The 12,686-nt window shown below is 48.3% G+C and carries 14 protein-coding genes and 1 pseudogene; 3 read left to right on the forward strand and 12 right to left on the reverse strand.

Translation table 11 applies throughout. The annotated features are described in order from the left end of the window. Positions 1–155 precede the first annotated feature (155 nt). The 8 genes from DFP95_RS22440 to DFP95_RS22480 all read right to left on the reverse strand — a co-directional run bounded on the left by DFP95_RS22440 (position 156) and on the right by DFP95_RS22480 (position 6,855). A complete protein-coding gene (locus tag DFP95_RS22440) occupies positions 156–1,031 on the reverse strand; it encodes an alpha/beta fold hydrolase (RefSeq protein ID WP_181907564.1) in 876 nt (291 codons plus the stop codon). 34 nt (positions 1,032–1,065) lie between these two features. After that, positions 1,066–1,242: a sugar nucleotide-binding protein gene (locus DFP95_RS29655; RefSeq protein ID WP_115994936.1), complete on the reverse strand. Its 177-nt coding sequence runs from the start codon at positions 1,240–1,242 to the stop codon at positions 1,066–1,068. Positions 1,243–1,562: 320 nt separating this feature from the next. Then, a complete protein-coding gene (locus DFP95_RS22450) occupies positions 1,563–1,820 on the reverse strand; it encodes a hypothetical protein (protein ID WP_115994937.1) in 258 nt (85 codons plus the stop codon). Then, positions 1,820–2,263: a GNAT family N-acetyltransferase gene (locus DFP95_RS22455; RefSeq protein WP_115994938.1), complete on the reverse strand. Its 444-nt coding sequence runs from the start codon at positions 2,261–2,263 to the stop codon at positions 1,820–1,822. Before DFP95_RS22455 ends, DFP95_RS22450 begins: the two co-directional genes overlap by 1 nt. Positions 2,264–2,287: 24 nt before the next feature. After that, on the reverse strand, positions 2,288–2,797 hold the full coding sequence (locus tag DFP95_RS22460) for a DinB family protein (protein WP_115994939.1): 510 nt from the start codon (positions 2,795–2,797) through the stop codon (positions 2,288–2,290). 358 nt (positions 2,798–3,155) lie between these two features. Continuing rightward, the gene (locus DFP95_RS22465; RefSeq protein ID WP_115994940.1) at positions 3,156–4,595 is read right to left on the reverse strand and encodes a serine hydrolase domain-containing protein; all 1,440 of its coding nucleotides are present in this window, start codon (positions 4,593–4,595) and stop codon (positions 3,156–3,158) included. Between the two features lie 122 nt (positions 4,596–4,717). Further along, entirely contained in the window at positions 4,718–5,692 is a 975-nt protein-coding gene (locus tag DFP95_RS22470; RefSeq protein ID WP_115994941.1) for a hypothetical protein, read from the reverse strand. 767 nt (positions 5,693–6,459) lie between these two features. Further along, a complete protein-coding gene (locus DFP95_RS22480) occupies positions 6,460–6,855 on the reverse strand; it encodes a VOC family protein (protein ID WP_115994943.1) in 396 nt (131 codons plus the stop codon). A 114-nt stretch (positions 6,856–6,969) separates the two neighbouring features. On the opposite strand from DFP95_RS22480, the gene DFP95_RS22485 reads away from it, so the two are divergent. Further along, on the forward strand, positions 6,970–7,833 hold the full coding sequence (locus DFP95_RS22485) for a hypothetical protein (RefSeq protein ID WP_115994944.1): 864 nt from the start codon (positions 6,970–6,972) through the stop codon (positions 7,831–7,833). Positions 7,834–7,883: 50 nt separating this feature from the next. On the opposite strand, the gene DFP95_RS22490 is transcribed toward DFP95_RS22485, so the two are convergent. After that, positions 7,884–8,444 (reverse strand): dihydrofolate reductase family protein, encoded by a 561-nt coding sequence (locus tag DFP95_RS22490; RefSeq protein WP_115994945.1) that lies wholly within the window; start codon positions 8,442–8,444, stop codon positions 7,884–7,886. A gap of 439 nt (positions 8,445–8,883) precedes the next feature. Continuing rightward, entirely contained in the window at positions 8,884–9,453 is a 570-nt protein-coding gene (locus tag DFP95_RS22500) for a dihydrofolate reductase family protein (RefSeq protein WP_115994946.1), read from the reverse strand. Positions 9,454–9,835: 382 nt separating this feature from the next. Here DFP95_RS22500 and DFP95_RS22505 point away from each other — a divergent pair. Beyond that, positions 9,836–10,255 (forward strand): annotated as a pseudogene (locus tag DFP95_RS22505) (IS110 family transposase); the annotation flags it as partial. A 347-nt stretch (positions 10,256–10,602) separates the two neighbouring features. Next, positions 10,603–11,019, forward strand: a complete 417-nt coding sequence (locus DFP95_RS22510; RefSeq protein ID WP_115994947.1) for a VOC family protein — start codon at positions 10,603–10,605, stop codon at positions 11,017–11,019. Positions 11,020–11,098: 79 nt separating this feature from the next. On the opposite strand, the gene DFP95_RS22515 is transcribed toward DFP95_RS22510, so the two are convergent. Then, on the reverse strand, positions 11,099–11,524 hold the full coding sequence (locus DFP95_RS22515; protein WP_115994948.1) for an SRPBCC family protein: 426 nt from the start codon (positions 11,522–11,524) through the stop codon (positions 11,099–11,101). 76 nt (positions 11,525–11,600) lie between these two features. Further along, the gene (locus DFP95_RS22520; RefSeq protein WP_115994949.1) at positions 11,601–12,557 is read right to left on the reverse strand and encodes a sigma-70 family RNA polymerase sigma factor; all 957 of its coding nucleotides are present in this window, start codon (positions 12,555–12,557) and stop codon (positions 11,601–11,603) included. Positions 12,558–12,686 lie beyond the last annotated feature (129 nt).

The following is a 12,686-nucleotide window of genomic DNA, read 5'->3' on the forward strand; positions in this document are numbered from 1 at the left end:
AGACGACTTATATCCCAATTTTAGGGAGTAGAAGTCGTCTTTTTCTTCGCTCATCTTAAGGCTTAAATTAAAACAGTTAGTTCTTCAGTGGCCTCGTTTCTCGGGTTGCTTTTTTGTATTCTCAGAGTGTGCTTATATCACGTATTAAAATCCCACTACTTCGTTCTTGTCACAAATTCGTTAACAGCTTGCGTAAATGGTTCGGTATGCTCAACATGCAGCATATGGCCGCTCTGCTCGAATACAACAAGATGGGATTCAGGAATTTTTTCCGCCATTTCATTGGACCACCGCGGCCCGCAGTTGACGTCATATTCACCGACAAGAATGAGCGTTGGCGTGGTGATCGTGTGCAGGATATCTCGTACATCCCACTCATATGGCTGGCGGTTGGGGTCTCCGAAGAAATCGAGATTAACCTTCCATTTGTCTACTTTATCCTTGACATTCCAATAGTTACCGAAGTATGCAGGCAATAAGCGGTGGAGAACAGCCAAGGCCGATTCTTTGTCCCTCACGTTTTTTGAATCCATCATAGCTTGCTTCGCATCTTGAGCTTCCGCGTTATCAGGCCAACGTTGAGCAAAGTTCTCGATTTGCTTAAACTGCTCCATATATAGATCCATGCTCATTGTTGGAGCACTGGATTGGAGAATCAGTCCGCTAAGTTCGTTCGGATAATCCAGAGCGTATTGAATGCCAACGCCGCCGCCTTGAGCATGACCCAGGAAATAGTACTTTTGAGCTCCGATATGCTCGGCTACTTTATATGCGTAAAACGCATACCGAGGCATACTATAGTTTCCGTCTGGAAGCATATCTGACTTACCTGTTCCTACAGGTTCTAAATACACCATAGTCATTGTTTTCTCCAGCTCTGACATCTGAAGATACTTCCAGTGAAACCCAGGTCCTCCCGAGTGAACCAAACAAACTGGGCCGTTGCCAGCTACATGATAAACTTGACGCACACCTTCGATATAGACTTCATGTTCTCCAACTGACAGCGGGTTATCATTAGATAGATTCATTATTAAATTCCTGCTTTCTTGGTTAAAATGCAAGTCACTTGCCATTAAGGCCGAACGACCTCAAAAATTCCTCTAATTCTTTACGCCATGGACGAAAGTCTTCAAATCCATTAGCAAGAATCGCTGTATGCACCATTGCCGAGTAGCGCGGACGAGGCGCAGGTCGTGGAAAGTCTTTCGTGGAACATGATCCCCGGTTTGCTTTGCCCATATACAAACACGCCGCAAAAACTTACTTATCGGAAGGTAGGTATAACAGCGATTATAAGAGTATAGCTACACACATTTAATATGTCAACCTTTCTAACATTAATGAATTTTAACTATTCAAGCTCACGTTTTCTGAAAAAATATTGTGGAAAACTTACGTTTTTTTCCACTACTTAAAGTATCCTTCCCTAAAGGAGAATCCCGCAAAAGTTATGAATATTACCTTATCCCCGAAACGTTAATACGGTGTTAGATGATGCCGGTGTTTTCTGAAATTCATGTAATTGTTATTAATATTGATCTTCCAATTAACTTGAATTTCTATAATGTTATTAGAATAGCTGTAATCATTCCAATTATTGATATCCATACAAAATAAGATTTAAAAATAGTTCTCACGAATGTATCCTGGTTTTTAGTTACTTCTAAATGGTTATGTTCTTTTAATTGAAGATCAGTTGTTGCACCTGACTCATCTACCATGTATCCCAGCATTCCCCGACCCTTAACAAAAAGAGTAACGATTAGGAGACCTAATGATCCTAAAAATAAATAATCTGATATTTGAGCTAAAGTCATTAAATAACTCCCCTTAAAATAGTAATAGTTCCCATATAGACGGAAAAATTGTGTAAAACCACCCTAAAATCCGATTTGTGCAAGTCGTAAAATACTATGTCTTCGTAAATCCCAGACTTTAAAATATGTGTTGGGATAGTGTCTTTTAATTTCATCCCAACTTTACTCATTACTTTGTAAGATGCTGGATTTTTCGTCATCGCAGCGGCGTAAATGCGATTTAACTGCAACCCTACAAAGCCGAATTGCACTATGGTCTGGGCGGCTTCTGTTGCAAAGCCGTGCCCCCAAAATGGGTGTCCTATCCAGTAAGCCAATTCTGCTTCATTATCTGTTTTGGATACGCGCAAGCTCATGCAACCGATTAATAACTCGTCCACTTTCCTGACAATTGCGAATGAAAATATTTCGCCTTTTTGAGCCGCTTTTAGGATGCGTTCAATCCATGTGCCATAAAGTAAGGACGACTAACTCAAGTAACGATTTCGGATGACCCCCATGTGATGAAGCTCGTGTCCCGCGATGCCGTAAGCGAGGGCGCGCACCGTAATGCTTAAGTTGTTGGCTGTGCCCTTGCGGGACCACGCCTCCGTCGGTAACCCACGCAGTAGTGTAATCGTCGATTGCCGTACGGCCCGGTAGTCTTCGGCCAATTGCGCGGTTGTCCAGCTTTCGAAAGGAGGTATGAACAACTCCTGGTCGTAACCGGGCAGAGGCGTCTGATCCCCTCTTGCAAATCGGAGCAGGCGGTAGGTCATGACGCGTTCACTGTCTGCGATGTGGCCCACGACTTCTTTCAGCGTCCATTTTCCTGCCGCATACCGATAGGCGCTCTGGCTTTCGGTCAACGATGCCAGCAGCTCGGTCATTTGCTTTTCCTGGGCGAGTAGAATATCGATGATGTTGCCTTCCGGCACCAACCGGATATACTCCCCGGCGTCCCCGGCGTATTCTACTTCTGAGGGTCTTTGGTTCATGCGCAATCACCTTTCAATGAAGATATAGAAAACTAAAATGCTCTTTCCAATGCTCTACCGCGATTTTTTTGCGAAATTCATAACTTAGGCATTTCTAATGAATTCGCGAAAGAATAAAACTTTCCTTCTAACAATTGCGAGTAAGCAACACTTAGTTAGTTGGCCGCCACGTTATCCCGCCCGCCCGGATATCAAAGAAAGATTCTTCTACTCTCTGCTGAACGATACTGTTTGTTCAGCGATAATCGACTGGACGACTTATCCCGTTAGAGGCGTTGGGTTTGAAGACAAAAAAAGGCCGCGCTTCGTCCGAAGACAAGCGCAACCTCTTTGTGCGATCCTTCTATTCCACATCGACCTATTGCAACGAACCCTTCAAATCGGGTAACAGGAGGAAATCCGATAATCCGGGAATGACGCTTAGTTCGCGTTCGACGGCCACATTCAGGTTATTTCCCTCGAAGCGGAACGTCCACGTGTCCTTGAAGGGCATCTCGATCAGCCACGTCGTAACTTCGTACGTTTGATCGTCTGTCCATGCGCCGCCCGTTGCCACCCGGAGATCTCCTTCGCTCGTAGCAATGACGTTCTTTATCCATTCCCCGTTGCCGATCGTCAAAGAATGTTCGCCTAAGTGATCGCAGTAGCGGATTACCGCATTTTCGCTGACGAACGATACCGCGAGCGTTTCGATGCATGCCGGGTTGGATTCTATCGAGTAAGTCTGGCCGGACCATCGTTCGGCGGAGGATGGCGTTTCCGACTTGTTCGCTGGCGCATAAGCCAGTGACTTCAAGCGTTCGGTCAGCATGGATTGCTCGGCTTCGTCGATCGGAATAGCTTCCGGTTTCATTCCCGGCAAGAGATGCTCCCAAGCGAGATCCAGAACTTTGCCCATGTTGCCCAGCCCCGAGGTGATCGCGATGACCGCATCCTGCTCAGGAAGCACGACGCAATATTGCCCGAACGCCCCATCCCCTCTGTAACCGTGACGGCTTCTCCAGAATTGGTAACCGTACCCTTGCTCCCAATCGTTTTCGGGATCGACTCCGTTGGACACCTGTTTCGAAGTCGCTTCCTCTACCCACTCCTCCGACAGTATCCTTGCGCCGTCCCATATTCCGCGTTGCAGATACAACTGGCCCAGCTTGGCGACGTCCTCCGTTCTGGCGCTAATGCCGAAGCCTCCGACGTGAATCCCTTGCGGGGAAACGATCGTCGTCATGTCCGTCATGCGAAGCGGATCGAACAATCGCGGTTGAAGGAAGTCCAGAAGCTGCTCCCCGGTTGCCCGGTATAAGATAACGGATAACATATACGTCGCGCCCGTGTTATATAGAAAATGAGTGCCCGGCGGGTGCTCGATCGGCATGCTTAAGAAGGTAACCGCCCAGTTCTCAGAATCCCTCATAGGAGGCATCGTATCGGTCGCGTGTCCGGTCGACATCGATAACAAGTGACGAATTCGAAGCTCGCCCATATTGCTCGCGATCGCTTCCGTCGTTTCCTCGGGGAAGTACGAAATGACGAGGTCGTCCAAGGACAGCTTGCCTTCTTGCGCGGCTAAGCCGATAGCCGTCGAAGTAAAACTCTTGCTTAACGAAAACAACAGATGCGGCAGCTCCCGCTCGTACGGAGACCACCAGCCCTCCGCCACCGCTTGTCCGTGCCGTAACAAGATGAAGCTATGTAGACCCAACTTCTCTCGTTCGACGCCGTCGATGAAATCAAGAACCGATCGGGAAGCGACGCCCTGCTCCTCCGGTTTGCTTCTTGGCAACTTTAATTCTTTCCCCATTCGTGCTGCCTCCTTTAGTGGAACTGGGATTATTATACCTTTTACTCAGGTCCGGAGATAGTCCGATTACGGATGACATGCAGCACGTATGACTATTCCATACTTGAAGTTAACCGGCTCTTTCAAAACTCTGGAACGTTCCGGATTCGCTTAGCTAATATACTCAATAACGCGATGGCTAATAGAGCAAAAATTACATTGCCCATCCAAGCTACTTTGTCATTCGGCCATAAAATCCATGTCATGAAAAAGCCGCCCCATGCATAGGTAAGCAGAGCACCGGCAACTAACGCGAAATGGTGCCATATTCCCCAATTCAGATGACTTGACCAACGGCTAATAAGCAACCATGAAACAATAAGAATAAAGACTCCCAATGTTACGCCTCCCCAATTTTCGGGTTTGGCAAAATACAGGCTAGATACCGCAAACGATCCAATACCAAGGTACAGCGGCTTTATTAGAGCACCTGGCTTATATGTAGCTCTATTTTTTCTCTTCAGAAGAAAGCCTGTCGTGATAAGCCCGACCACGATAAAGGCGGAACTCGTCAGTTGAACTGAAGATGCGATGAATTTTTCCTCAATATAGCTAAAGGAAAATACGATAGCGCAACCGATCAGATATAAAATAGCGGTTATGAACAGACCTTTCTTACCTAACCAAGGAACCTTCCTTCTTGAAGGGGTAAACAATTCGATAATTGCTATAGGTACACCTATACTCCATATAGCATGGCCTCCAATATAAGCCAGGGAGTCATAGGCGTTGACTCCGACCAGAGGGATAGGAGCGATTTTTTTCGAGTCCATATCGAAGAATGAAGGATTAAAAAGGGATTGGTCAATAAGACAGGCTTCAATAACTCCATAGGCAGCACCAAGAATAAGCAGCGTCGGCCAGCCGCGGCCTGCTCGTCGAGTTACTTCCCTTATCAGTAAAGCGCCTCCGCCATACATAGGTAAAAGCAGTACCAAAGCTGCTGCCAAGTTCTGAATAGGGCTGGTACCAAGCAAAAATTCCCCTACCCATGGAGCAAGCAAAAGCAAACCAAACGCGGGAGCATATCGACGAATCGCGGATAAAAAATTAGGCATCTCCATCCCTCCTTATCATTTTTACAACGACCTTTCTACAATCTATACTCCATTGTTGTCATAATTGGTACTGAAAGTAACGATAAATTTAGTTGCAACACTGCGCAACCACAGGTTGCCATAAGATCCTTATATAATCGCCATTAGTTAAAAGGTATGACTTCCTCTAGGTTTGCCGTTAAAATGCGATTGAGCTTAAATTGCCTTTAATGCTCACCCATTTCTCATAATTCTAATCATTGCCGCCCTCTATTTGCTTAAATTGAACTTCCGAACTTTCACAATAACGAACTTTGCGGAAGCCCTCCCTTAAATATCAGCACTTCAAAGGCTAAGTGATTGATTCCGCCCTCATTCAAGACCTACCGTCGGTAATGGGATCAAGTTCTTGACATCGACCAGTGACAAGCACTTGATCCCATAAATGAAAAAGCCGCGAATTACGCGACTTTTAATGGGGCACCGTATTTGACTCCCGACATTAAAAGCCAACACCATTATAGGCGTTGGCTTTTATATGGTCGTTGATAAGCCGATTGAACATAATCATCCAGCCCGTTTGGCAAATGATGTTGCCGCTACGGTCGTAGGCTACGACTACGCTCACTTGCTCCTTAGAGATACCGCGGTTATGTTTCACTTCGCTTTTATTCTCGACCTTGCGTCCCGTTTGCGAGTCGAATATCTGTCCAGAGTCCGCATGTATTGCTCGATAATTGCCGAAGAATCGTTCATCATCCCAATCCTATCCCGCTAATCCCAATTCATTACAGCACCTGTGCAATCTCCCATACATGCCCGTCCGGATCGGCAAAACAAGCCGTCCGCCGCCCCCAGGAACGCGTTATCGGTCCATTCAATAACTTAACGCCCCGCAATTCCAACTCGTCGCATACCCGGTCAACGTTTAGCACTTGGATCGTGAACTGAAACCGTGCGCCATTTCCGCCGCGACCAACCTGCGCCGGCTCAATCAAATTGCGGGCATTCGATTGATTTAACAGATTGATACTGGTATTCCCATAATCGAACACCGCACAGCTTTCATCTTCATATATGATCGCAAGGTTGAAAGTCTCTTGGTAGAATATCTTCGACCGTTGCAAATCTTCCACAAACAATGTGATTTCGGTAATTTTGTTCGCCCAGTCAGCTGTCGCCATCCACATTCGACCCCATTTGCATTTTTATACTAACCTAATTGATCATATGAATTGTCTTTTCAGATGTCAAAGCTAATATGGAGGCTGTGCTCGTCGCTACGATCCTGTAATCCTATGGTTGAGCTTCCTGTCTATCTATGGTTGATCACCTTTGCTGGTGTCATTGGCATCGCGGCGATGACTTGCGTAGTGCTGTATCGAGGTGCAAGTAAAGCCGGTCTGAATCATAGGGGAATCGCTCTTTTCGTATTTATCGCGGCGGCCGTGCTCGGTAGTTGGTTCACCTTCAGTGCAATCTTTGCTGCCAACGGTGGCTACCAAGTCCAGACTGGTAAACATCAGTTGCCTTTGCTACCAGCGGCAGTCGTAGTCTTCCTAGGCGGCTTACTGGTTCTCACTCTTGTCCCCACGGTGAGGCGAACTTTGAAGGCACCCACGATGATCAGTAGCCTCATGTATCCGCATTGGTTCCGGGTCGTCGGCGTCGTATTCCTGACTGCGATGGCTCTGGGTTACTTACCTGCCGCTATCGCCATTCCCGCGGGGGTAGGCGATAGCGCAGTAAGCATCGCCGCGCCATTCGTCGTGCGGAAGCTCGCACGCGGTAAAGGTCGAAGTGCAGCATTGTGGTTCAATGCGCTTGGAATCATCGATCTGGTCCTCGCGTTAGCACTCGGAGCCCTTGTCGCATTCGGGTTCTTCCCGGACACCACGCCGGCTCAGGCGATCACGGAAACCTCCAGTTTCTCTGGACAGAGGTTAAAATTCAAGACGTGCCCCCTTCTTTATCCCGTGGCAATCGGACAATATTCTTGTCATCCGACATTTATTGTCGAGGGACAAGAACATACATCGCTACCCGTTGAAAATAGCGTAAAAAACTGCCGGCACGATCCGGCAGCTGGTGTTAAACTAACATGTCCCGTTAGTTCAAAAATGGAAGCCGCTCATAACTTCCGGCGCCGTAATTTCACTTGATTATAGTAAGTCCGAATGCATAACTCCTGAATCTCACTCCAGCGTCGCGGTCAGACGATCACGCGGTAGTGAAGATGAACGACGCCGCCTTGGAAGCGGCGCTCGTCAAGCAGCTCGAGCCTCATGCTGAGGTTGTCCGTCAATGCTCGCTTCCCTCCACCCAAGACAATCGGATTAAGAAGCAGATGACACTCGTCGATCAGTCCCGCGCTCATCGCCTGCCCGGCAAGCTCGGCGCCGCCAATCGTAATGTCGGCCGCAGAAGACTCCTTCAGCCTCCGGATCGCATCAAGATCGAATTCGCGCTCTATCCTGGTGCTGGCGCTTGACACTGCCTGAAGCGTCCGGGAATATACAATCTTCTCAGCCGCTCGCCAGGTCTGCGCGAATTCCTGCTTTATCTCCGGTTGATCGCCGCCGGCGTCAGCCGTCTCCCAGTACACCATGTTTTCGTAGAGTCGACGCCCGTATAGGTAGGTGCCGATCGGCCGTTGGAAGCCAGTCCAGAACGCATACGTCTCGTCATTGGATATCCCCCAATCGAAATTGCCGCGCTCGTCCTCAATGCACCCGTCCAAAGATATGTTATTAGCGTAGATCAGTTTAGCCATTTCATTAACGCCCTCCAATTATTAGATTCCAACGCCTGCCTGCTGCTTGAGGTTCTGGATCTCTTCCTCGACATTTTCTTTCACCAATCTGGAATTGTTCCATTCGACTTTCTCCAGTGTCGTGGAAAAAACGATTTTGGCTGTCTTTTCGATCCATTCGGCATGATTCCGTTCATGTTGCGAAGCTGATGGGTTCAAAGACACAGATGGCCAATAACTGTGCGTTCCCTGATAAGTTCCACGTCCCCAAATGACAGTGTCGGCAGTACTCAGAATTTCTATTGCGTGTTTCTCCAAGTCAGCTTAGCAGATTTCAGCTTAGGTTGTTTCTTATGAATTGCTAATTTATACTGCTCGTTAGCTGAACGGAGGCAGCCGATCGATTGTGAACAACTGCCTCATGTTTGTTAGTGGAACACCTTGAACGGCAACGGCACGGCTATTTCTCCAACTCGTAGCGCGCCGCGATAATGCCCGACTTGAGCGTTCTGCTGGACAGCAGCTTGAGCCTGATTTTCTCGCCGAAGTCGTGAAATGCCGATTTTCCACTGCCCAAGATGACCGGACCAATCGTCAGCAGGAATTCGTCGATCAGGCCGAGCTCAAGCAACGTCCTCGCCGCCCCCGGACTGCCGAAGATAACAAGATTTTTGCCTGGTTGCTCCTTGAGCGCCTTGATTTCCTCAGCGATATTGTCCTTGATCAGCATCGTATTGTTCCATTCGGCATTATCCATAGAGCCAGAAATGACGATCTTCTTAACATCCTGCACCCATTTGGCATGCTCCATATCGTGCCTCGACGCATTCGGATCGTCGAGCACCATGGGCCAGTGGCTCTCCATCATCCGATACGTCGTGCGTCCGTATACGGGAGAGCCGACTTCGGCTACGATCTCCTCGGCGTATTTCTCAAATTCCTCGTCGTACGGAATCCAATCCAGTCCTCCGTTCGAATCCGACGCATACCCGTCCAACGACACATGCATGAACAATACGAGTTTTCTCATGTTTGCTTCTCCTCCGATTTCGAATTTAATTGTTCGATTTTTTGGCAGTAGGCTTGTTTTCTCCTGTTCTCACGTTCACTATAAATCATTACGTTACGTAAGGATCAAGATGAATTTTCAATAAAAACGTTCATGACCCGAATCGGGTCACAGGCTATGATGAAAATTTATTATAGTCTTTTTTAATTTCACTAAAACTTTCCAATACTAAACAGTGGAACCGAGCGACGTCGTGGCTTTTTGCGGTGGTTAGACCCCGAAATAAAAACGGACGTGGCAACCTTGAAACACAGGATATAGGACTTCGAGTCCGGATAAAAAAATTTCACTTTCCAGGTTGCCATTCGGTTCTCCATTTTGGTATCGGAGCGTAGTTTACGTGATGGATGCGATTCTTAAAAGATGTGCGGGCCTTGATGTTCACCAAGAAACGGTTGTAGCTTGTGTTTTAACAGGTCCGCTAGAACGCTCTCCTGTTCGAGAAATTAGAACGTTTGGAACAATGACCGAAGACTTGCTTGAGCTTGGCGAGTGGCTGGTGGAACAGCAATGTTCTCATGTCGCCAAGGAAAGCACAGGTGTCTACTGGAAGCCGGTTTGGAATGTCCTCGAGGCCTTTGACCTTTCTTTGCTCTTAGCTAACGCCTATCACATCAAGAATTTGCCGGGTAGGAAAATAGACATGAAAGACGCCGAGTGGATTGCCAAGCTTCTACGATGCGGCCTCATCGAGGGCAGCTTCGTGCCGCCCCTTGAGATTCGTGAACTCAGTGATCTTACGCGCTACCGCAAGAAGTTAGTTCAGCGGTACCCTTAATTTCAGCAGGAGCATTTGGCAAGGTAAAGTCGTTTTGCGTGTCAATCGTGATCAATACGGAAGTGCTCCAATTCGAAGTCGTATAACTCATGAAAAGTTCACCTCTTAGTGTCAATTTTGACGAAGATATTAGCTGGATTTAGCTTAATAAAGATAGGTGATCTCTTCATTTGACAGTCCCGATCTGAACGTCGGTAACTTCCTCAGCCGTCACCGGCTTGGAATTCGCTTCGCCTTTTTCGTTGAGACCGATGAATTCCCGAATCAGCTGTCGTCTATATACACGAAGTCATAATGAACTCAAACTAATTTGACGAAGAGGTGTTTTGAAAATGGCATTAACGTCCGCATTCACGAGCTTCAACCTGCCTGTAAAAAACGTAGAACAATCGAAAGCGTTCTTCACAGGACTCGGATTCGAACTCAACCCGCAATACCCGGATAACGAGAATTCGGTAGCCATCGTGATCGGCGACAACCTGCAGGTCATGCTGATCAATCAAACATTCTTTAATATGCTCACGGAGAAGGAATCCGTCGATACGAGCAAGTATGCGCAGATGACGATCGCATTGGCCTTCGAGAGCCGGGAAAAGGTAGATGAAATCGTGAATACCGCGGTCTCCTTGGGCGGGAAATTGCACGCTGAACCTGAAGATCATGGATTCATGTATCATTGGGGTTTCGTGGACTTGGACGGCCATCTGTGGGCCATTAACTACATGAACTTAGAGGCGGCACAAGGTTAAGGCTAACGGGGAGTACGCTCGTACCGCGGTTCAAAAAGAAAGACGCCGGGCATCTTCCCCGGCGTCTTCTTCGCGATGATTAGTTTTGTTCGGTATAGGTTTGGAAATTGTCCATGATCGCTTGCCAGCCTGCTTGCTGGAACTCGACGGGATTGGAGCTTTCCGCGTCGAACGTTTCAATGACCTTCGTCTCGTTCCCTTGATCGATGAAAGCAATATCCACTCTTCTTCCGTCTTCCATGGTGTAGCCGATCGCCTCATGCCGATTCACGACATCGTAGACGCCGCCAAAATCAAAGCCCATACTGCCATCTTTCGCTTCCATCCGCGTCAGAAACTTGCCGCCGACCCGCAGATCGTTTTCGGCTCTCGGCGCATGCCAGTCCGCGGACGCTTGATTCCACTTCGTGATGTGATCCCGCTCGGTCCAATAGCGCCATACCTTCTCGACAGGGGCTTGAATGACGGCTTGCACGGTTACTTTCGTCGGTTGACTCGATTCCATTTTAAATAGACACCTCTCTCATGATATTCGTCGTTTGGTTATTCTCAATGATATAGACGTAAGCTAATGATGAAATTCATCGGTCAATTCGCTCAGGCAGCCCAAATCGAGAAAATAATGGCGTATGAATGAAGTTTTGAACGTGCAGGATTTGATTTTCTTTGGTTTCGATGACGTGAATGCCCCAGGGTACCAGGCCAGAGCCCTCTTTGTCCGGCATATACTGGGCCAAGGCCGGATAACCGCCATTCACCGTAATGGGCACAAATCGCGAACCTTCGCAATGCCAGCGAGTAAGCGAATAGAAGGCGGACAAATCTTCCTTGCCGCGGATCCACATCTCGAAGGGCGGCATCGACATGCAGCCTTCCTCGTGGAACAACGCGACGAGCGCAGCAATATCGAATCGCTCGAAAGCCTCCACATACCGGGACAGCAGCTGCTGATCCGGTTGAACGACCATGCTGCTGAGCTCATCCGAGCGAAGCTGCGCCCGGTCCATCGTCTCTCGGGCTCTTTGCAAGGCGCTGTTCACCGCTGCCGGCGACATCGCCAACGTTTCCGCGATCTGCTTAGAGGACCATTCAAATACATCCTTCAAAATGAGTACCGCACGCTGCCGCGGAGGCAAGGTCTGCAAGAGAGCGATGAAGCACAGTTGAAGGGTATCTCTGCGGACGAGCCGATCCTCCGGACTGCCCCCAAAGTCGGTAGACGGCCAGATCCAGGCAGAGTCCGGCAGCGTGTCGCGCGGCTCGACGATGGCGACGGCCGGGTCGAACAGGTCAACGGGAAGCACGCGGCGTTTGGATTGTCGTAGCTTGTCCAAGCAAAAGTTGGAGGCAATCCGATAGACCCAAGTTTTGAACGAGGAATCCTGTCTGAACGTGCTCCAGCTCTGCCAGACCCGAATACTCGTCTCCTGAACGGCATCGTCCGCATCGTCCATGGAGCCTAGCATTCGGTAACAGAACGAGGTTAAGCCCGGCTTCAAGCTTGCAAATAATGGTTCGTCAAATACGGTCTCGTTCATCGCGGCCTCCCTTAACGATCTCCCCGAAGGGTGGTACCTTCATTATATGCAATGAAGCGGACAGCCTCAATCTGAATAAATATGATTCCTGTCTTTTAATGAAGTTCTCCAAATAACAAAAACACGACC

Origin of the sequence: Cohnella lupini (assembly GCF_003386205.1) — a bacterium.
Classification (GTDB): domain Bacteria; phylum Bacillota; class Bacilli; order Paenibacillales; family Paenibacillaceae; genus Cohnella; species Cohnella lupini.